General features: G+C 61.3%; 15 protein-coding genes and 1 tRNA gene. 7 read left to right on the top strand and 9 right to left on the bottom strand.

Annotated elements, in window-relative coordinates; all coding sequences use genetic code 11:
* Positions 1-20: 20 nt before the first annotated feature.
* Positions 21-533: a DUF2712 domain-containing protein gene (locus ACRX4W_RS06050; RefSeq protein WP_124785772.1), complete on the bottom strand. Its 513-nt coding sequence runs from the start codon at positions 531-533 to the stop codon at positions 21-23.
* Between the two features lie 109 nt (positions 534-642).
* The gene (locus ACRX4W_RS06045; RefSeq protein ID WP_158551214.1) at positions 643-2,778 is read right to left on the bottom strand and encodes a helix-turn-helix transcriptional regulator; all 2,136 of its coding nucleotides are present in this window, start codon (positions 2,776-2,778) and stop codon (positions 643-645) included.
* A 439-nt stretch (positions 2,779-3,217) separates the two neighbouring features.
* Between ACRX4W_RS06045 and ACRX4W_RS06040 the strand changes: the two genes are divergently transcribed.
* From ACRX4W_RS06040 to pknB, 6 genes are all read left to right on the top strand, one after another.
* Positions 3,218-5,071, top strand: coding sequence for a serine/threonine-protein kinase (locus ACRX4W_RS06040; protein ID WP_117584196.1), 1,854 nt, complete (start codon positions 3,218-3,220; stop codon positions 5,069-5,071).
* Entirely contained in the window at positions 5,068-6,081 is a 1,014-nt protein-coding gene (locus ACRX4W_RS06035) for an FhaA domain-containing protein (RefSeq protein ID WP_035136732.1), read from the top strand. Before ACRX4W_RS06040 ends, ACRX4W_RS06035 begins: the two co-directional genes overlap by 4 nt.
* A gap of 6 nt (positions 6,082-6,087) precedes the next feature.
* Positions 6,088-6,504, top strand: a complete 417-nt coding sequence (locus tag ACRX4W_RS06030) for an FHA domain-containing protein (protein WP_006235180.1) — start codon at positions 6,088-6,090, stop codon at positions 6,502-6,504.
* Positions 6,501-8,300: a Stp1/IreP family PP2C-type Ser/Thr phosphatase gene (locus ACRX4W_RS06025; RefSeq protein ID WP_432299617.1), complete on the top strand. Its 1,800-nt coding sequence runs from the start codon at positions 6,501-6,503 to the stop codon at positions 8,298-8,300. The genes ACRX4W_RS06030 and ACRX4W_RS06025 overlap by 4 nt, the downstream gene beginning before the upstream one ends.
* A gap of 16 nt (positions 8,301-8,316) precedes the next feature.
* The gene (locus ACRX4W_RS06020; RefSeq protein WP_432299616.1) at positions 8,317-11,187 is read left to right on the top strand and encodes an FtsW/RodA/SpoVE family cell cycle protein; all 2,871 of its coding nucleotides are present in this window, start codon (positions 8,317-8,319) and stop codon (positions 11,185-11,187) included.
* Between the two features lie 132 nt (positions 11,188-11,319).
* Positions 11,320-13,287 carry a Stk1 family PASTA domain-containing Ser/Thr kinase gene (gene pknB, locus ACRX4W_RS06015; protein WP_117564940.1) on the top strand — a complete coding sequence of 656 codons (1,968 nt, stop codon included), beginning with the start codon at positions 11,320-11,322 and terminating at the stop codon, positions 13,285-13,287.
* A 152-nt stretch (positions 13,288-13,439) separates the two neighbouring features.
* Here the strand turns inward: pknB and ACRX4W_RS06010 are convergent.
* From ACRX4W_RS06010 to ACRX4W_RS05980, 7 genes are all read right to left on the bottom strand, one after another.
* Positions 13,440-13,515 (bottom strand) — tRNA-Arg (locus tag ACRX4W_RS06010).
* Between the two features lie 305 nt (positions 13,516-13,820).
* A complete protein-coding gene (locus ACRX4W_RS06005; protein ID WP_117759121.1) occupies positions 13,821-14,219 on the bottom strand; it encodes a DUF956 family protein in 399 nt (132 codons plus the stop codon).
* A gap of 120 nt (positions 14,220-14,339) precedes the next feature.
* Entirely contained in the window at positions 14,340-15,260 is a 921-nt protein-coding gene (locus ACRX4W_RS06000; RefSeq protein WP_117564942.1) for a PTS system mannose/fructose/sorbose family transporter subunit IID, read from the bottom strand.
* A 16-nt stretch (positions 15,261-15,276) separates the two neighbouring features.
* Positions 15,277-16,095: a PTS mannose/fructose/sorbose transporter subunit IIC gene (locus tag ACRX4W_RS05995; RefSeq protein ID WP_117564943.1), complete on the bottom strand. Its 819-nt coding sequence runs from the start codon at positions 16,093-16,095 to the stop codon at positions 15,277-15,279.
* An 18-nt stretch (positions 16,096-16,113) separates the two neighbouring features.
* Entirely contained in the window at positions 16,114-17,103 is a 990-nt protein-coding gene (locus ACRX4W_RS05990; protein ID WP_089573275.1) for a PTS sugar transporter subunit IIB, read from the bottom strand.
* 374 nt (positions 17,104-17,477) lie between these two features.
* Positions 17,478-17,906 carry a hydrogenase maturation nickel metallochaperone HypA/HybF gene (locus tag ACRX4W_RS05985; RefSeq protein ID WP_117583629.1) on the bottom strand — a complete coding sequence of 143 codons (429 nt, stop codon included), beginning with the start codon at positions 17,904-17,906 and terminating at the stop codon, positions 17,478-17,480.
* Positions 17,907-18,096: 190 nt separating this feature from the next.
* On the bottom strand, positions 18,097-20,874 hold the full coding sequence (locus ACRX4W_RS05980) for an FAD-dependent oxidoreductase (protein WP_432299612.1): 2,778 nt from the start codon (positions 20,872-20,874) through the stop codon (positions 18,097-18,099).
* Positions 20,875-21,061: 187 nt separating this feature from the next.
* Here ACRX4W_RS05980 and ACRX4W_RS05975 point away from each other — a divergent pair, with 187 nt between their 5' ends.
* Positions 21,062-21,724 carry a TetR/AcrR family transcriptional regulator gene (locus tag ACRX4W_RS05975; RefSeq protein WP_117773733.1) on the top strand — a complete coding sequence of 221 codons (663 nt, stop codon included), beginning with the start codon at positions 21,062-21,064 and terminating at the stop codon, positions 21,722-21,724.
* The last annotated feature ends 52 nt before the right edge of the window (positions 21,725-21,776 follow it).

The following is a 21,776-nucleotide window of genomic DNA, read 5'->3' as shown; positions in this document are numbered from 1 at the left end:
AAGGGAGCCATTTCAAACAACTATGCGGGAAGCTTGTGGAAATGCCCGACGCAGTCGGGGCTCCATACGCCAATAACAGTGCCGTAGCCAGACTCCGCCCATGCAGTCAGTCGCGCCGCAGATCGCCCGTTCTCACGGACGAGGTTATACATTTCCCACTGTCCCTTGTGATTCGAACGATACGTTCCCTGAGTACAATTCATGCTGCCGCTACCGCTTGTGTTATACGCACCGTCTGTATATAACCGAAGCGGATTTCCCGTATGGCCCTGGATATCCAGATAGAGCGATGAGGAATCATCCTTTTGACGGTAGCCAGTTGCACTCGTCCCGGCACATTGAAAACTAAATGCCTTATCGGCATTGTTCGTACAGGTCGTAATTCCCGTATCGGCGTTTTGAGTAATGCTGGAAACCTGAGAGGTGTCAAACTCCTCTTGTGCAAACGATGCAGCGGGAACCCCTAGGGACAGACCAGCTGCAATCACCAAGCCGACTCCGATTCGAGCAATAGCGCTCCTTGGCTTAATCATGGCCTTCTCCAATCAAAAGCGGTTAACAATGCGTCGACGCACGGCAACCTTCGCATGAATAGAGAAAGATGTCTGTAAACACCCGCTATTGAGTTGATTGCTCAGGCGTTTACACGTTATTTACCTGCGATAACAATAAAATTAGCTCCGCCTTATTCTTGATCTTCAACTGGCGGTAAGATGCAGACCGCAGCGCTTGCACCGTAGATGCAGCGTAACCGACATCCTCCGCAATGGCCTTTGTCGTTGCCCCCTCTGCCGTCATCAGCAAAATTTGCGACTGAACATCAGAAAGGGAGCGCGACGTAAGCAGGGCCAGCTGGCGCACGCGGGCCGTTTCGGTGGACCCGTTCGCCCGGTACTCCAAGACGGCCTTCTCGTCCTCAACCGAGCGGGCGAGCGCGATGTGCGTAACGAACATGGGCACAGACCAGCAAACAATCACCGTTGCCACGACGACATTGACAGCCGAACTTTGCCCCAACAACGACGCGAGGAACAACGGCTCGAAAACCGTCAGATCCTGCACCATATTGAGCAAGACAGCCCAAACAGGAGCCGTCGCCCCGAAGCAAAGCATCCATATCCCAAGCATTTTGCGCTGCGGACAGCTTCGCATCACTATATATGTGAGCAGCACCCCCGTCAGCACCGCAAGTCCATGGATTCGCCCCCTAGCGACCGCATAGATTAAGGCAACCATGCCCATTGACACCAACGGCACGATAGCCCGAGCATGGGCATGCACCTTAAACGGACGCAGCCCAACAGCGAGCGAAGCCGTAGACGCCACGCCGCAAAACAGGACCGGCACAGCCATCAACGGAACGCGTATGCACATCAATGCCGCGATATAGATAAAAGACCATTCCACAGCAGATAGCACCGCCCATACGTACGGGCTTCCGAGCCAAATCGCTTCACCCGCTCTATCCAGCGCAGCGCCACGATTCGCTTTTCCACCCGCGTAGCGTAGCGACAGAAGCAGTCCGAGACCCAATGCGTAGCTTAAGAGGGAAAAGGCGACAGCCCGCGAAACACCGGACCCCCAATCGCTATCCGCCATTACCAAGGGCCCCGCCGCAAGGAGGATAAAGAATAATGTGAGCAGGTATCGAAACAGCCGGCGCGTTCGAGCTGATGCCACTATATCGTCAGCATGCCGCTGCGGTAGCTCATGCCCTACAGTATCGCCCTCACCCGCAAACAGCGCCACGAGCTCGCGTGAGCCCGCAACCGACGCCTTCCCGTATGCTCGGTGAAGCGTTGTTCTCACCGTCGATGGCTTCGTATCCGTCTCCTTGGCAATTTCCGCCGGCGTTTTCCCTTTGAGCAGCAGTCGAACAAACTGCTCTTCTCTAGGCGACAGGGCAGGGGAAAACACCCCCGCATCGAATGTGTCGGACGCACAGGCGATATCCGAATTGTTGTCCCGTTTCCCCCTTAGCAACATGCATACGAAGGCAGCAGCGATAACGGACCCCATCGCCAGCAATGCAATGACCACGGCATCGCTTGCGAAGTATGCCGCCTCAACAGCCGGAATAAGACCAATAGGAACTGCTACGAGCACAGAACAGGCAAACACGTCGCGCCGCCCATGGCCAAAGGCACGAGGGCGGCAAAACGGCGGGGCCACAGTCAATGCGAGATAGACCAACGGAATTAAAAGCGCAAGGCCAATTGACGCGGCCGTTACAGGGGGCATCCCCCATGGCTCGGGAACGACTCTCCATGAAACTCGACAGCAAAACAGCAGGCAAGACATGACGGCTATTGTTTCTGTAAAAATCGCGTCCTGCGGGTGACGAGTTTCCCTTTCGTCAGTCCGTGTCGACCTCTGCGTCAAAGGAGAGTCCGCCGTGCCCCAAATAACATATGAGAGAAGCAGCGACCCAACAAAGCACGAGACACACGAAACGCCATGTAACAACCAAATCGGTGCAAACACGATTGGAATAGAGTCTCCGCGAGCATAGAAAGCCAGGTCGGCCCATTCGGGAACCGTTGCAATAACACCAAGGAAAACACCGATGGCACCGAGATGCCTCGGCCTTCTCATTCCCCCCTTGCATAGCGCAGCACCATGAACAAACGCCGCGAGGCATGCGCCCAGGATAACGAGCCAGGTCATTGCACCTGACGCTAGGCCGATTGAAGATGAAAACCGGTGATAAGGGGTGACCGCCATTACGACAAGCGCAATGGCGCAGGCAAATGTAGCAGAACGGCGGGAAAAGAGCATACGGCCTCCATAGCGTGTCATTATATCGCTCGAGCCGCTCGTTTATCTCTGTTCTCACACCAGCCAGCATCAATGATTCAGGCGAACTCCAATCCGCGCCAGATCACGGTCCGGCTTTTGTTCGCAGTCCCCACATCAAAGCGGGATGCGGTTTCCTTTTGGACGCCGGTTCGGAAAGCGCATCCCGTTCCAGGGCAATATTCTGGGATGCAGTTTCCGCAGCCCACCCCATTTGGAAAGCGCATCCCATAATTTGGCTGAAAACTGAGATGCGCTTTCCAAACGAGCCGAAACGGGCCGAATCGATCGGGCCACCTCGCATCCCGCTATCCTCGCCATCTGCCCGAGCGTGCTACACTAGCAGCATCTATGCCACCGCGAACGGCTCGGCCCCGCGCCCGCCGCTCGCAAACGAACTTTAAACGCACGAGGGTTGGCCATGCCGCTTTTCTCGCAACATACCGCCCGGTTCTCGCCGGACGTTCCTTTGGAGGGCACCAGCTCTCGCGAGCTGCTCAAGCGGTACCAGCCGCTCGAGACACTTGCGACCGGCGGTTTTGGCTCCATCGAGATCTGCCGCGACACGCACCTGCGCCGCCGCGTCGCCATTAAACGCATCCCCCTTATCAACGGTGCCGGCATGCCCGCTAGCGACATCATGGATGTCCTGCGCGAGGCGCACACTGCCGCCATGCTTCAACATCCCAACATCGTGCAGGTCATCGACTTTACGCACGACACAGCCTATGCCTACCTGGTTATGGAATATGTCGATGGCATGTCGCTGGCCGAGTTTTTGCACCGCGCGGACGGCCACTCACTTACCTTTGACGAGGCCGCGGCCATTGCCGATGCCCTGGGCCAGGCGCTCACCTTCGCCCACAGTAATGGCGTACTCCACCTGGACATTAAGCCCGCCAACGTGCTCATCGACCACTCGGGCAATGTAAAGCTCACCGACTTTGGCATGGCGCGGCTGTCGTCCGCCGGTGGCTTTGGCGGCTCACGCGGCGGCACCATCGGCTACATGCCGCCCGAGCAGCTCGATATCGAGACCGGCACGGTCGACGAGCGCGCCGATGTCTTTGCCCTCGCCTGTGTGATCTACGAGGGCCTGTGCGGCAGCGCTCCTTTTATGGCGGCCACGCCCGCCGACTCGCTCGGCCGCATCATCGGCGGCGCCACCTATCCCAGCGAGCTGATACCACACTTTCCCCCGGGAGCCGAGGCCGCGCTCATGAGCGCGCTCTCCCCCATGCCGCAGGACCGCCCCAACAGCATCGAGGCATTTTGCGACCAGCTCCTTGCCGGTCTGGGCAGCGTGCGCGAAGGCCGTCGCAGCCTGGAGCAAATGGTTGGCGAACTTTCGGATGACGAGCAGGAGCTCGACGATATCGAGCCGTCGCACTACGAGGACGACACCATCGAAGTCGACCCCGCACTCGGCTGGGCAGGCACGCGCTGGAGCCATGCGCGCGACTACGCCATGCACGCTATCTCGGCGCTAACGTGCGGCGCCTTTAGCTTTTTGCTGATGCAGACGGCCGGCGTCGCGGCGCTTCCCGGCCTGGTCATTGCGGCTATCGCGATCGGAGCGGCGGCCGGCCTGGCCCCCCAGATTGGCTCGGCCATCTCGGCTGTGGGCTTTTTGGTGCTCATGGCAAACGCCACCATGCAGGCACAGGGCGTCCTGTCGATGTTGCCCGTCGCGGTGATCTTTGCCGCCGCCATGTCCGGTTGGTGGATCGCCTGGGGTCGCACCGAGGCTGCCGCGAGCGCCGCACTCACCTGTGCACTCGCGCTTGGCTGTCTGACCGGCAATACCTTCCTGGCAGCTGGGGTCACCGCCGGCGTCGCGTCATTTTGGCTCGGCCCGGCAAGCGCCGCCGCGGCAACGGGCATGGGCGCACTTTTTGCCCGTCTGGCCACGGTCGCGCTTTCAGCCGGAGGCGTGCTGGGGCTCGGTAACGTTGCCGCAGCGCTGGGAGACCCACTCCTTTGGGCTGCCTTTGTGCTGGTAGCGGCAACTGCCGCGGCGTCATCTGCGCTGCTCAACGCCCATGCCAAGCGTGCCGATCAGGGCTCAAACCTTGCCGTAATCGCCGCCATCGCTGTCGCCGGCATCGGCTGCGCAGCGGCGTCCTGTCTTGCACACCATATGGAAATTGCCAGCCTTGCAGCCGCGGTCGTCGCCAAGGCGGCGGTTGCGGGAACCCTATCCTCTATAATCGTTGGGATATGCCTATATTTGCTCGGATACCAAAGAACCTATACGGAGAGTGATCTTTCGTGAACTTCCTGAACATCTTCGAGGACCACGTGGCCGGCATCTTCGGTGCCACCCGTGCCCCGTTCTCCTTTAAGAAGCTTGCCAAGCAGGCCGCTCGCGACATGGAGGATCAGACTCTGGTGATCAACGGCGTCAACACGGCGCCGGCACTCTATACCATCCTGATCGCCGCCGACGACGATCCCATGCTCGCCCCGTTCTACCCCGAGCTTTCGCGCGAGGTCCGCGAGTTTGTGAAGGCGCAGGCCGAAAAGCGCCGCTATGTCTTTGTCGGCGAGCCCCTCGTGCGCTTTATGATCGATCCGCAGCTGCGCGCCGGCAAGTTCTCGGTCTTTGCCGAGAACGTCGATGCCCCCACGCTCGGCCGCCTGTACGAAGAAGAGCGCGCCTATCAAAACGGTCTGGGCCAAAACAACTCCGCGGCAAGCCGTGCCGCCAGCGCCCCGCGCGCCGGCCAGCAGCAGTTTGCTGCCCCGCAGCAGCAGCGCCCCGCCGCCATGCCCCAGCAGCAGCCGACGCCTCGCGCCGCCGCTCCCGACCCGCTTGCCGTGGCAGACCCCTTCGCGCCTAGCGTCCCCGACCCCGCCGCAGCACCCATCCCGGTGCCGCAGACCGTCTCGCGCGACGCGCTTGCCGGCATGGGCGGAGCCGCCGCGACCGGTGCCGCCGTGGGCCTAGGCGCCGCAGCCGGCATCGCCTCCAACATGGCGAGCACTCGCGCCCCGCAGCGCCCGCTCGCCCAGCTCGTCGACGTCGTGAGCGGCGAGAGCCATAGCATCACCTCCGCACAGGTGACTATCGGTCGCGAGCGCTCGGTTTCCGATATTGCCCTGCGCGACCCCAACGTGTCGCGCCGCCACGCCCAGCTCACCTTTACGGGCTCGGATTGGTCGATCGAGGACCTCAATTCCACCAACGGCACGCTCGTCAACAACCGCCGCATTACGCGCTGCCCGCTGCGCAACGGCGATCTGCTGACGTTTGGCCTGAGCACCTTTGAATTTAGGGGATAGTCTCTTATGAACATCGATATCGTCCTTTTTGCAGGCCGCATCGTCCTGGTCGCCCTGCTCTATATCTTCCTGTTCGCCGTCATGAAGACCGGCGTGGGACTTGTGCGCGGACAGCGCCGCGACTCGGCTATCTGGACGATCGATGTGGACAAGGGTCCGCGCGGTATCCGCGGCATCCACGTAGACATGCTCGGCCCCGTCATCGTCGGTCGCTCGCCATCTTCGGACATCTGCATCAACGAACCGTTCGTCTCGGCCTCGCATGCGCGCTTTTCGCTGCAGGGCCCGGCGCTCATCATCGAAGACCTCAACTCGCTTAACGGCACGCTCGTCAACGGCCGCCAGCTTGTGGAGCCCGCAACGCTGCGCGAGGGCGACGAAGTCCAGATTGGCGACGTGGTCATGAAGGTGAACCGTCGATGATCGACGAGGAGAACAAGTCCGCGACTATGACCGAGGCACCGGCTGCCGCCACAGCTGCGCCGGCCCACGCCGCTCCGGCGGGCTCCGCACCCGTGGAACCCGAGGACACCGTGTTCTCCCTGCCTCTTTCGCATGTAACGCATGATATTTCGGATCTCGCCGATAACGAGGACGAAGAGGATACCGTAGCGGCGCCCATCGGCGCACATGCCGCGGAACAGCCCACAGCGCCCGAAGCAACCCCGGCGCCAGCTCACTTTGCAGAGCCTGTCGCCGCGGCAATCAACGAGAGCGCTGCGGTGTTTGCGGCACCCGAGCCCGCCGCGCCGGCGTTTCCCATAGCCCCGGCATCCGAGGTTGCGCCCGTGTCTACGCCGGCGCCCGAGCCTATAGACGTCAGCCCGCAAGACGACGAGTCGACCGCCCGCGTGTCCGAGGAGCCCGACTCCCCGGACACCGGCGATTCCGAATCAAACGCCGAGACCGACACCGTCTCTCCCGGTGACACAGCCGAGATCGACGTAGCCGCCGTTGAAGCCAAGCTCAAAGACCCCGGCTCGACCATGAGCTTTGAGCCCCTGACCGAGGAGCGCATCGAGACCGACTCGACCTATGATGCCGGCACCACCACGCAACTCATGTGGGGTGCCCGCTCCGACGTTGGCTGTGTGCGCCCGCACAATGAGGATTCCTACCTGGTGCAGTCGCCGCTCTTTTGCGTATGCGACGGCATGGGCGGTCACGCCGCCGGCGAGGTAGCCTCTTCCATCGCCGTCGAGACTATTGCCAAGACGGCCCCGCAGTCCGCCGACGCAGCACGCCTGGCGGCAGCCGTCGAGGCAGCTAACGCCGCCGTAATCGAGGCGGCCCTGAACGGCCTAGGCAAGCCCGGCATGGGCTGCACAGCCACTTGCGCCTATATCGAAAACGACACGCTCGCCATCGCCCACGTGGGCGACTCTCGCGCCTACCTGCTCCACGAGGGCACGCTCATCCGCGTGACCCGCGACCACTCCTACGTGGAGGAGCTCGTGGACGCCGGCGAGATCACGGCAGACGAGGCTCGCGTCCACCCCAACCGTTCGGTCATCACCCGTGCGCTGGGCTCAGACCCCGCCATGTATGCCGACCACTTCACTCTGCATATCGAGGAAGGCGACCGCCTGATACTGTGCTCTGACGGCCTTTCGAGCATGATTCCCGATAGCGATATCGAGAACATCGCCACGCAGTCCTCAACCGCGCAAATCTGCGTTGACAACCTAGTGGACGCGGCGCTTGCCGCCGGCGGCCACGACAACGTGACCGTAGTAGTCGTTGACCTGGTTGACGATGGCGTTATGCGCGAGGCGCAACGCGTGCGTCGCCGCAACGTCACCATCGGCGTCGTCTTAGGTCTCGTCTTGGTGCTGGCGGCTGCCATCTGGGCCTACACGGGTGTCACCGGCTCGTACTACCTGGGTACCTACCAGGGCGATGTCGCCGTCTGGCGCGGCCTTCCCGGCAAGCCGCTCGGACTCAAGCTTCACTGGCTCGAAAGCGAAACCAGTATCAAGCTGTCCGACCTGCCCGAAGACACGCAAAACCGCCTCAAGGCGGGTATTCCGCAAACAAGTGTCGACGATGCGCAGGACACGATATCCAAGTACCGCCACCAGATCGACGAGGAGCAGACCCGCCAGGTGATCGACGCGCAAACGATTCGCGACAACACCGACCAGAGATCGACCTCCGAATCAGATTCCGAGAAAACCGCCGAACAGTCCGCCGAGGCCGAAGCCTCCGATAAGAATTAGAAAGGGAGTGCCGCTTATGAGTCGCCGCAACACCGAACTGCTCTTGCTCATCGCCTCGGCGTTCCCCGTCATCCTGCTGTATGCGATGTACGTGCTCACCGCGGGCGCCGCCATCTCCTTTGAGACGCTCGCCGTGCCGATCGGCCTCTTTGCCGCCTTCGCCGCGGCACATATCGCCGTGCGCATCTTGGCGCCCGGCGCCGACCCCGCCATCCTACCCATCGTATTTATACTTTCGGGCATCGGCATCACGTTCGTGACACGCCTCGCCCCCGCTCTCGCCATCTCACAGCTCATCATCCTGTTTGTCTCGGTGGCCCTGATGGTGGGAACGCTCGCACTGGTCAAAAACCTCGACGTGGTCATGCGCTACAAGTACACCTTTGGCATCATCGGCATCATCCTGCTGATGCTGCCCATCTTTATCGGCACCACGATCTCGGGCTCCAAGCTGTGGATTCGCATCGCGGGCTTTACCATCCAGCCTGGCGAGTTCGCCAAGGTCTTTATCGTGCTGTTCCTGGCCGGGTACCTGGCCGAGAACCGCGAGCTGCTCTCCATCTCCAACCGCAAGATCCTGGGCTTTAAGATCCCTCGCCTGCGACTGCTGCTGCCGCTGTTTGCCGTGTGGGGTGTGTGCCTGCTCGTCGTCGTCTTCGAACGCGACCTGGGTTCGGCCGTGCTGTTCTACACCATCTTCTTGCTGATGCTCTACGTTGCCACGGGGCGCTTTTCGTATGTCGTTATCGGCCTTGCGCTCTTAGCCGTTGGAGCTGTGGGCGCCTACAAGTTCCTGTCTCACGTTCAGGTGCGTTTCCAGGTTTGGGTCGATCCGTTTAAGGACGCCCAGGGCCAGGGCTACCAGATCGTCCAGTCGCTCTTCTCGCTTGCCGATGGCGGCCTGGTCGGTGTTGGCATCGGCAACGGCATGGCCAACAACATCCCCGTCGTCGAGTCCGACTTTATCTTTTCGGCTATCGGCGAGGAGATGGGCCTTTTGGGCGGCGGCGCCGTGCTCATCCTGTTTATGCTTTTTGCCGTGCGTGGCCTCACCACGGCTGCCCGCGCTAAATCCGACCTTGCCGCCTTTAGCGCCACCGGTCTTACGGCAGCCATCAGCTTCCAGGCCTTCTTGATCGTTGGCGGCGTAACCCGCCTGATCCCGCTGACCGGCGTCACCCTGCCCTTTATGAGCCAGGGCGGCTCCTCGCTGCTGGCAAGCTTTATCATCGTCGCGCTCCTGCTGCGCGCCGGTGACGAGGCGACCGGACGCGAGGCCGAGCTTACCGGCACCGGCACCATGGCCGCCATCACCGATGATCAGGTCGCATCTGCCGCCGCCCCGACGGGCACGCGCTTTGCCACCTCGTCTTCCTACGGCAGCGGCAGCCATTCCGTCGGCTCGCGCATGCGCCGTCGCCTGCTCGACACGCCTGAATCCGGTGTGCTCGGCCGCGTTGCGCTCGCCAACCGTCTAACCCGTGCGGTGCTCGCCTTTACGGCGCTGTTCGCCATCCTTATCGGCAACCTCACCTATGTCCAGGTCATTAAGGCCAAGGACTATCAGGACATGCCGACCAACAACCACACCATCGCCCGCTCCAAGTACATCCAGCGCGGCTCCATCATCACGTCCGACGGCGTGACGCTGGCCGAGTCGCTGCAGCAGGAGGACGGCACCTACGTACGCTCCTACCCCAACGGTAACCTGGCAGCGCACGTGGTTGGCTACGTGAGCCAGCAGTATGGCACCACCGCCATCGAGAGCGTCATGAACGACACGCTCACCGGTTCTAAGGACTACTCCAGCTGGAACAACGCCATCGCGTCGCTCGCGGGCCAGACCCAGCCGGGCAACACCGCCAAGCTCACCATCGACTCGCGTATCCAGACGGCGGCCGAGCAGGCACTCAAGGGCTTTAAGGGCGCTGTAGTGGTCATCGACCCGCGTACCGGCGCGGTACTCGCATGTGCCAGCTCGCCCACCTACGACAACACCAACATCGACGCCCTGCTGCAGGCGGGCGGCGGCGAGGACGGCTCCATGTACAATCGCGCCATGGACGCGCTGTACACGCCGGGCTCCACGTTTAAGGTCGTTACGCTTTCCGCGGCACTCGAGACCGGTACCGCCAGCCTTACCAGCACCTACCAGGCGCCCTGCTCCATGGACATCGGCAACGCACCGGTCACCAACTATGCCAACGAGAGCTACGGCACCATCAGCCTGCAGCAGGCCTTTGCCGTGTCCTCCAACGTCGTCTTTGGCCAGGTGGCAAACGAAGTTGGCGCAAACACGCTCGTGCAGTTTGCCAACGCCTTTGGCTACGGCCAAAAGCTCGGCCAGGACCTGACCTCCGCGGCCTCCATCATGGCCGACCCGTCGCTCATGACCGAGTGGGAGACCGCCTGGGCCGGCGCCGGCCAGCCTGTCGGCATGGACCACACGCCCGGGCCGCAGACCACCGTCATGCAAAACGCCGTGATTGCCGCCGCCATCGCTAACAGTGGCGTGGTCATGGACCCGTACTTTGTAGCCCAGGTACTCGCCCCGGACGGAACTGTGGTCAAGACCACGCAGTCCCGCTCGCTGGGTCAGGCCGTCAGCTCCGCCACGGCCGACCAGGTCAAGCAGGCCATGCTCGCCGTCGTCCAGTCCGGTACCGGCACCGATGCCCAGGTCCCCGGCGTCAAGGTCGCCGGCAAGACCGGCTCGGCCGAGATCGGCGGCACCAACGTCAACTCGATGTTCGTTGGCTTTGCACCTTACGATTCACCCACGGTCGCCATCTCGGTGGCCTTGGAGGATTACGACAAACACGACGTCAAGGCGGCCAAGATTGCCGGCATCGTCCTGACCGCGGCGCTCGCCGCACAGGGAGCGTGATGCCCATGATCGAATCGGACACCCGAGGCGCGCCGCGGCCGAAGAGTTAGCGGCAACGCGCCACACGGCCCCAGCGGCCACATCGTAGGTACTACACACATCGTTGAGCGAATAGTTATGTTAGGAGCAGGAATGGAACAGAGGGTCCTCGGGGGAAGATACCTCCTCAAGGATAAGGTGGGGACAGGCGGCATGGCGACCGTCTACCGTGCACAGGACCAGGTCCTCGACCGCACGGTTGCCGTCAAGATCATGCTACCGCAGTATGCTGGCGACGCAACCTTCGCCGCACGCTTTAAGCAGGAGGCCCAGGCAGCAGCCGGTCTCTCCTCCCCCTATATCGTGGGCGTCTACGATTGGGGCAAGGACGGCGACACCTATTACATCGTCATGGAGTACCTGCGCGGTACCGACCTTAAGAGCGGCATCAAGAGCCACGGCGCCCTCGACCCCAAGAAGGTCGCCCAGATCGGCTCGCAGATCAGCTCCGCGCTTTCGGTCGCTCACAAGCATGAGATCATCCACCGCGACATTAAGCCGCAGAACATCATGGTGCTGCCCGACGGCAACATCAAGGTGATGGACTTTGGCATCGCGCGCGCCAAGAACAGCCACCTCACGCAAGACAACAACGTGCTGGGAACCGCCCACTACGTCAGCCCCGAGCAGACCCGCGGTCAGGACCTCGGCCCCACCTCGGATATCTACTCGCTGGGCGTCGTGATGTACGAGTGCGCCACCGGCCGCGTGCCCTTTGACGGTGATGACGCCATCTCGGTCGCACTCAAGCAGGTCAACGAGCTGCCTATTCCGCCGAGCCAGATCAACTCCGGTGTCGACGCCGACCTTGAGCGCATCATCCTCAAGTGCATGGAGAAGGACCCGGCAAACCGCTTCCAGACCGCTGACGAGCTGCGTCAGGTGCTCAACAGCTACCTGTCCGGTCGTGCCGTCAACATCTCGGAGCCCACGCGCATCATCGGTGCCCCCGGCGAGCTTGGCGCCACCAAGACTCGCGAGCTTTCCGATCAGACGCGCGCCATGGTGCGTCCCGTCTCGGGCGTGAGCGGCCAGAATACCGCCCGTAGCTCGGTTTCGGGTTCCACCGGCTCCTACGAGGTCGAAAAGCCCAAATCCAACAAGAACAAGATCATCGCCGCCGTGGTGGCAGCCGTTGCCGTCATCGGCATCGTGGTGGCCTTTGCCACAGGACTCTTTGGCGGCGAGCAGGTCACCGTTCCCGATGTACTGGGCAAGGACCAGCAGACTGCCGTCGAACTGATCAAGGAAGCCGGCCTCGAGGTCGGCACCATCGACCAAAGCTACAACGACGATGTCGACGAGGGCAAGGTCGCCGAGCAGACGCCCAACGGCAACACCAAGAAGGCCAAGGGCACTAAGGTGAACCTGGTAATCTCCAAGGGCCCCAAGCCCTCCGAGAAGGTTGAGGTTCCCCGGCTTGTCGGCCTGACCAAGGACCAGGCAGAAGCCGCGCTGGCAAGCGTTGGCCTGAAGGGCAACGCCTCCGAGGAGGCCAACGAGGCCGATGAGGGCCAGGTCTTTGAGCAGGGCACCGAAGCCGGTAAGGAAGTCGCGAAGGGCACGACCATCTCGTACAAGGTCTCCAGCGGCCCGGATACCACGTCCGTCCCCGACCTGACCGACATGACCGAGGCCCAGGCGCGCAACGCCCTCGATATGGCAGGCTTTGGCGTCGACGTGAGCTACCAGGAGAACGACTCAGTTACCGAGGGAACCGTGATCAGCTGGAACCCCAGCGGCAAGCAGAAGCCCGGCGCCACGATTACCGTCGTCATTGCCAAGAAGTCCGGCAAGGCCAGCGTTCCGGGTAACCTGTACGGCAAGAGCATCTCCGCCGCCGTCACCGCGCTCAACAACGCCGGGTTCTACAACATCGCGTTCTGCGACCAGAACGGCAACCCCGTGAGCGGCAACGAAAACGCCACCGTTACGGGCGTCTCCCCCACCGGCAAGCAGTCCACCGACAACACGATTACGCTGACGGTTTCGATTTCTGGCTCGGGTTCGGGCTCTGGCTCGGGCACGAGCACGGGCGACGATTCTGGTACGACCAACTAGTCGCCGCCCCACCGCCCATTACGGCTCCCGCCGCAAACATATTCGCTCACAGGCGCCCGCTTGCTCCCCCAGCAAGGGGGCGCTTCGTTTTTGACATGACATGAACCAGAAGAGCCCGGTACCGTGGCGGTGTACCGGGCTCGACAAATCTCTGGTGCCCCCGGGCGGATTCGAACCGTCGACACCCGCTTTAGGAGAGCGGTGCTCTATCCCCTGAGCTACGGAGGCATGCTGTACTAGTGTAGCAGATTTACGCCGCTGTAATGCAACGTATAGCCACTCTTCGAAGTTGCGGTGGAACAGCCCTCCGGAAAGTGCGTCCCACTATCCAGGCAAATTCTGGGTCAGACTTTCCCCATGAGACTTCGCTGGGAAACTGTGACCCAGAATTTCGGCTCGAAACGGGACACGGTTTCCCAAACGACCCCGTTCCGGAAACTACATCCCGGAATCGACGCTCGAACTGGGATGCACTTTCCCGATCGAGCCACATGGGAGACTGCGCCCCACTTTGAGGGGGCGCTCTTTAATGACTACTTGCCTTTGTGGAAAAGGTTTTTGATAACGGAGGGGATGCTCTTGGCGCCCTTGGCCGTCACATCGATAAAGTCGGGCGAACGCACGAGCTTATCCTCGTCGACGTACTTACGGACCGCGCGAAGCGTCTCTTTATCGTCGCGCGTCGAAAACGTAAAGTGGCCGTTGTCCTTGGTGAAGATAGCAAAACGCGTAATCTTCTTGGTGCCGCGCAAAACCTCGGCGGCAATATAGTCGACCTCGTCCCACGGGATTTGGATATAATCCTCGGGATTACGCTCGTTATAGTACTCAAACGCCTTATTGCCCACCATCACGTTACCGTGACTGGTAAGCCCCATCAGGCAGGTTGCCGGCGTTGCCAGATCGACCGTGCTGTTCTGAGATTGCGCCATACGCGCCTCGCCCTCCAAATAAAACAATCGGACCGCATCCAGTGTACCCACCGGGTGCGGTCCGTTTCAATGGCTCAAAAGCCCTTGCCTAGCAACTCTCGGTCTTAAGCCGAAGCGTGCTTACATGAAGCCGCAGACGCGACCGATGATGCCGACGGCGAAGAGAGCCAGGATGATGACGATCGGGCTGACCTTCTTCTTGAGGAGCTTGCAGACCAGAAGGGTCAGGCACACGGCGGCAAGGCCGGGGATGAGCTGATCGAGGTTGGCCTGAAGCGTGGTGACCTTCACCGGGTCGAGTGCGTTGGCACCGACAGAGCTGTACATCGTCAATGCCTGCTTGATGCCCTCAGAACCGGCGGGCAGGTTGGCCCAGTCGATATAGGCGCCAGCGGACTGCGTGACCTTGGAGACGACCGGGGTGAAGGAGATGGACACCCAGCGCTCGACCAGGGCGCCGATGATGAACATACCCAGGATGGAAGCACCCTCGGTGACCTTGCCCATCAGACCGCCGGAGAGGTCCTTGGCGATGGAGGAGCCGACCTTGTAGCCAAACTCCTGCGTGTACCACAGGAAGGCGTAACGGATGATGTTCCACGCGAAGAAGAACAGCAGCGGACCGGCGATGCTGCCGGACAGGGCCAGGGAAGCGCCCAGTGCACCCAGAATCGGGCGAAGGGTGAACCAGAAGGCGGGGTCGCCGACGCCGGCGAGCGGGCCCATCATACCGACCTTGACGCCCTGAATGGCGACGTCGTCAATCGGAGCACCGTTGGCGCGCTCCTCCTCGAGGGCGAGGGTAACGCCAATGACGGGGGCGGAAACATAGGGGTGGGTGTTATAGAACTCCAGGTGGCGCTTAAGAGCGGCAATCTGGTCATCCTTGCTGGTGTAGAGCTTCTTGATCGCAGGGATCATTGCGAAGCACCAGCCGCCGTTCTGCATACGCTCGTAGTTCCACGAGCCCTGAAGGAACTGATGACGGAAGCAAACCTTCTTACGGTCAGCCTTGGTGAGCTGAATCTTGTTCTCTGCCATATGTATCACTCCCCTCCTACTCGTAATCGTTCAGAATGTCGCCGAGCGGGTCACCGGAGCCACCGCCCATGCCGCCACCCTGCTTGGCCAGATCCTTAAGGCCAAGGTAGATGAGGGCAAGGGAGATGCCGATGAGGCCAAGGGCGATCAGCGTGAGCTGAGGGATGGCAGCAAGGACAAAGCCGAGGATGAAGAACGGCCAGGTCTCCTTGGTGGCCATCATGTTGATGACCATGGCGTAACCGACGGAAGCGACCATGCCGCCGCCGACAGCCATGCCGCCGGACAGCCAATCGGGCATAGCGTTAAGCGCGTTGGTAACGGCCTCGGCCGGGATGATGCACAGAAGTACTGCCGGGATGGCGATACGAACACCCTGCATGAGGATGCCGGCGTACTGCCAACGCTCGATGCCGGCGAAGTCGCCCTTCTCGGCGCAGGCGTCCATGGCGTGAACCATAGCGGTAGCCAGGGTACGGCAGATCATGGTCAGGAACAGACCAGCGACCGACAGCGGGACGGCGACGGCGATGGCGGCGGTAACGGCCTTGGCCGAATCGGTGGCGCCACCGTTGAGGGCGAGCACCATGATGATCGAAGAAGCGACCGAGGCCAGAGCGGCGTCAGGCGCGACGGCGGCGCCGACGTTAGCCCAGCCAAGGGCCATCATCTGGAGCGAACCGCCCAGGAGGATGCCCTCCTGAAGGTGACCGGTTACGAGACCGATAAGCGTGCATGCCACGAGCGGCTGATGGAACTGGAACTCATCCAGAATGCCTTCCATACCGGCAAGCAACGCGACAATCGCAACAAGCAGAATAGTGATTGCAGACATGTATCGGACCCTCCTTTACTATGCTTGAGCGGCCAGTTCGGCCTTAGCTTTCTTCAACATGGCGTCGAGATCCTCGGAGGAATCCGAAGGAACCTTGCGGACCTCGAACTTGACGCCCTTGGCCTTGAGAGCCTCGATGGTCTTGACATCGTCATCGCCCATGGCGACGGCGTTAGTGACGACGACCTTGCCCTTGGAGTGGGCCATGGAACCGATGTTGGCTTCCTTGATGTCGACGCCGGCCTCGATGGCCCTGAGCAGATCCTGCGGGTTCTCGAACAGCAGCATCGCCTTGGTGTCGCCAAAGCGCGTGTCCTTGACGACCTCGGCCATCTTCTTGATAGGCACGACGTTGGCGTGGACTCCCGGAGGGGCAGCCTGCTCGATCATGGTCTTGCGGAGCTCGTCGTGAGCAACGCCGTCGGAGACCACGATGATGCGGTTGGGGTTGATCTGCTTGGTCCACGTGGTGGCCACCTGACCATGCAGCAGGCGCGTGTCGATACGGACGTGGGCGATCTTGATGTGCCCGTCGCCGATCACCGTTCCCGGAGGAATGGCACCCGCAGGAGCAGCGGCGGCCGCAGCCGGCTTCTTCTCCTCGGGCTCCAGAGACTCGGGCTTGACGCGCACGCCGGCCTTAGCCTCAGTCACGAGATGTTTTGCGATCGCATGTGCAGTGTTCTTTGCGTCAAAGCGCTGCGAATATGCCTCGATGAGCATAGGCAGGTTGACACCGGTGACGATAGCCCAGGAATCGTGGCCCTCGATGAGCCCGCTGATCTGGTTGAACGGCGTGCCGCCCCACAGATCAACGAGGAAGAGCACCTGCTCCTGGTCCTCGAAGGAAGCGATTGCCTCCTCGACCTTGGCACGGAAGTCGTCGGGGCCCATGCTCGGCTCGAGCGAGACCACGGCAACAGACGGCTGATCGCCAAAGACCATCGAGCCCGTCTGCTTGATTCCAGCCGCCAAGTCACCATGGCTAGCAAGAACAATACTTACCATCACATAACCTCCTTTTTGTCTACGTAATTCCTACACGACAGTTATGGAGTATAGCTGCAAATACAGCAGAATTGTTTGAAAAACTGCAAAAGGTAGCATTATTTGTTTAAACGTCTTGTTTTGTTACAAGCTGATTACATTCCAGTATTTTGGCTGATTTGCTGCTGAGGATTGATAGCTGATCTATTTACATGACCGAATTGAGCACGCTGTTCATTATTGCCGGTTTTAAACAGACACAAATGTGCTCGCGTTGAGGCTATTTCGTTTAAACAGATGGTGCTTGACTAATGGTAAGAAATATGATCTAGCAAAGTAGTCGTTAGGGACGTTCTTTAATGACTAGTCGTTTAAGAACGTCCCCAACGACTAAGTTAGGCGATGTGGAGGGGGTTGGCGGCGTCGACGGCATCGGGGGCATCGGATAGGCCGTCGGGGGCAGCGTCTGTCGGGTCCTCGTCGGGGGTCTCGATCTGCTTGATCATGACCTCCTGGCCCTGCAGCAGATAGGTCTCGCCGCTACCGCAATGGGGGCAGGTCTTGCCGTGCTCGACCGTCGCGTAGTCGCAGCCGCACGCCTCGCAATGCGTCACGGCCTCGACAGGCTCCACAATAAGCTCCGCGCCCTGCGTGATAGGCTTTTTATCTGCCGCCCAGCGCCAAGCATCAAGCAGCAGATCGGGAACGACGCCCGAGACCTCGCCCAGGAGCAGCGTCACGCTCGAAACGCGACTCACGCCATTGGCGCGCGCCACATTCTCGACATCGCGAATGATGTGATAGACGATTCCTAATTCATGCACTTTTTCTTCCGCCGTTCTAACGAACGGCGGTCGACTTGACGCTGCGCGAGCCCCAGACGGACGATCTGCCTTTCAATCGTCGGGCATGGGCAAAAGCCCTATGCCCTCCTCTTTCAAGGCACCTCGCCACGCCTGGGACTCGCTCGCTGTCCAACCGTTCTCTACGCCGTTCTCTTGTTTGTTGCGTTTTTTATTTCTTCCCAAATTTGATTTTGATCGCACGCTTCAAAGCGTACTTGCCGAGGCTGGGGAGCTTTTGCTCGTATTTGACCATCGTGGAGCACTCGGGGCGGTCGCGATCCAGATGGATGGCGTCAAACGCGCACTTGGTGGTGCACAGGCCGCAGCCGATGCACTTGTTGGGGTCGACGATCGAGGCACCGCAGCCCAAGCAGCGAGCGGTCTCGGCGCGCACCTGCTCCTCGGTAAAGGTCTCGACGTACTCGCTAAAGGGCGCAGCCTTCTCGCGCTCGCGGTCGACACGTGCCACCTCGCGGCTTGCGTTGTCATAGCTCTCAATCACAACATCGTCGCGGTCAAGCGCGGTGTAGCGGCGCTGGTTGCGGCCGATGGTGAGCGTGGAGCCCGGCTGCACAAAGCGATGGATGGACACGGCGGCCTCGTGACCGGCGGCGATGGCGTCGATAGCAAAGCTGGGACCGGTGTAGACGTCGCCGCCCACAAAGATGTCGGGCTCGGCGGTCTGGTACGTCTGCGGATCGGCAAGGGCACCCTGGCTGCGGCCGAGCTCCACCTTGGAGCCAGCCAGCAGGTCGCCCCACACAATGGACTGGCCAATCGACATGACGACACGGTCGGCATCGACACGGCGCAAGTCGTTCTCGTCATACTCGGGCGCAAAACGGCCCTCGTCCTCAAAGACACGCGTGCAGCGCTTAAAGGTGATACCGCACACACGACCGGCCTCGTCCAGGTGAATCTCCTTGGGGCCCCAGCCGCAGCTAATGTGCGCGCCGTCCTCAATGGCCTCGCGACGCTCCTCCTCGCTGGCAGGCATCTTGACCTCGCTCTCCGGGCAGAACATCTCAACGTGCTCGGAACCCAGACGGCAGGCGTTGCGCGCGACATCGATGGCCACGTTGCCGCCGCCCACCACGATGGTGCGCCCGGGCAGCGCGTCGATCTTGCCGCTGTTGACCTCGCGCAAAAAGTCGACGGCCACGGTCACGTCCTCGGCATCCTCGCCCGGAATACCGGCAAGGCGGCCACCCTGGCAGCCAATGGCCACGTAAAAGGCTTTAAAGCCCTGCGCGCGAAGCTCGTCGAGCGTCACATCGCGACCGACCTCCACGCCATAGCGGAACTCGGCGCCCATCAGGCGAATGACCTCGACCTCGGCCTCGATAACGTCCTTCTGCAGCTTAAAGCTGGGAATGCCGTAGGTGAGCATGCCGCCCGGGCGCTCGTTTTTCTCGAACACGACGGGCTTGTAGCCCTTCTCGGCCAGATAGAAGGCGCAGGACAGACCGGCCGGACCGGCGCCGATGATGGCGATCTTCTGGTCGAAGCCGCCGGCACGCGTCGGGGTCACCACAGGTGGGACATAGCGAGTCGCGGCATCCAGATCGCGCTGGGCGATAAACTTCTTGACCTCGTCGATGGCCACGGCCTCGTCCACGCGACCGCGGGTGCAGGCATCCTCACAGCGGCGGTTGCACACACGGCCGCAGATAGCGGGCAACGGGTTCTCGCGCTTGATGAGCGCCAACGCCTCGTCATAGCGGCCCTGCGCCGCGAGCTTCAAATAGCCCTGAACGGCAACGTGCGCGGGGCAGGCCGTCTTGCAGGGAGCGGTGCCGGACTCATGCGTCTCGATACGGTTGTCGTTGCGGTAGTTGGGCGACCACTTGGTGTGGTCCCACTTGGTGGCATCGGGCAGCTCCTGGCGCGGATACTCGGGCACCTGTCCGCCAGCCTTTTTGCTACAGAGCTTCTGGCCCAGTTTGGCGGCGCCGGCCGGACACACCTCAACGCAGCGACCGCAGGCCACGCACTTGTCCTTCTCGACCTTGGCGACGTAGGCCGAGCGCGACAGGTTGGGCGTGTTGAACAGCTGCGAAGTGCGCAGGGCGTAGCACACGTTGACGTTGCAGTTGCAGATGGCGAAGATTTTGTTCTCACCGTCGATGTTGGTGATCTGGTGCACAAAGCCGTTGTCCTCGGCCTGGCGCAGGATGTCGTAGACCTCCTCGCGCGTCACATAATGGCCGCGGTCGGTCTCGACCACGTAGTCGGCCATATCGCCCACGGCGATGCACCAATCGGCCGGGTCGTCGGCGCAGCCCTCTCCCATCACGCGACGGCTCGCGCGGCAGCTGCAGGTGCTAGCGGCATACTTACCTTCGTATTTGTCGAGCCAATGCTCGATATGCTCGATCGGCACCGAGGTGCTCGCAGCATCGATGGCCTTCTCGACCGGAATGACATGCATGCCGATGCCGGCACCGCCGGGCGGCACCATCGGCGTGGCCTTGGACAGCGGTCCCTTGGACGCCTGCTCAAAGAACTTGGCATAGACCGGATGCTCCTCGAGCTGGCTCACGCGCATGTTGAGGAACTCGGCGGAACCCGGCACCAGCATGGGCAGCACCCACTGCTTGGCGCGCTCGGGGTTTTCCCAGTTGTACTCGAGCAGACCCGTGTAGCTCATGTCGTCGAGCATTTTTTCGATATCGGCCTCGGGCATGCCGGTGAGCTTGACCATCTCGGGCAGCGTATAGGGACGGCGCATCTTCATCTTGCAGAGCACTTCGGCCTGCTCGTCGGTTGCGGCCTCGGCAAACGACCAGTACTCGTAGCCCAGCAGCTCGTCGCGGTGCAGCAGGCGGTTGGTGCAGTGCTCACACAGTTTGACGATGGCCTCGCGCGGATGCTCCGGTATCGGCGGCACGAACTCCGCGCCGATATCGGGCTCGGTATAGCTAATCCCCGGTCCGCTGAGAATCATAGTCGTCCCTTCTCTTGCCACAGCCCGGCGAGACCGCGGCGCCCCTCTTTGTACGGGTTCGACATGCCCCCATGCCGTTCACCCGCTATTGTTGACATTGTGTCAAAAACAGTATTGACGAACCGTCAACAATATTCAAGACTGTTAGGCGAACGGTCAGGCAAAAGAGGATGAAAGGCGGCAAAACATGGGCAACAACGCAGCAGATATCTCTGTGGTCGATGCCGTCCCCGCATCCGATAGCGCGGCAAAACGCCTGACGGGCGACGAGCGCCGTCGCGAGATCCTCGCCGCTGTGCGCGCCGTGAGCGCCGAGCTTGGTGTGTCCCATCTTTCGGTATCGGCCGTGACCAAGCGGGCTGGCTGCGCGCGTTCGCTGTTCTACCACTACTTTGCCGATATGGATGCCGCCGTCACCGCCGTTATGGACGAGGCAATCGACGGCTTTATCGCCGAGCTCGAGCAGTGGAACGCCAGCCGCACGGTTGGCGACATCGAAGGCGCACTCGACACCGTTGCTCCGCTCTTTAAGCGCCTGGTCGTGAGCGGCCACGAGTTGCCGAGCACGCTCACCTCGAGCAGCGGCGCGCTCTACGGCGGCTTTTTGCACAACGTGGTCCAGCGCGTGGCGCAGTATATCTGCGATACCACCGTGGTGGATTTTGTCGCCCATCACGAGCTACGCATCGACCATGTCTACGAGACGTTCTACACCCTCATCATGGGGCTGCTGATGTATATCCGCACGCACCCCGATGTGCCCGACGAGACAGTCAAGGAAATCATCGCCTCGACGCTCCATATCGAGGGCTATACCGCCAAGTATCAGGAGCGCAAGCCCCAGAACTGACGACATTTGGCCAAACTGCCCGCGATCAGAAGAGGGGCCGCGGGCTTGTGAA

This window comes from Collinsella aerofaciens, from assembly GCF_964283865.1.
Taxonomy (GTDB): Bacteria; Actinomycetota; Coriobacteriia; order Coriobacteriales; family Coriobacteriaceae; genus Collinsella.
The sequence above is the reverse complement of the archived record's forward strand: the minus strand, read 5'-3'. Positions and strand labels throughout refer to the sequence as shown.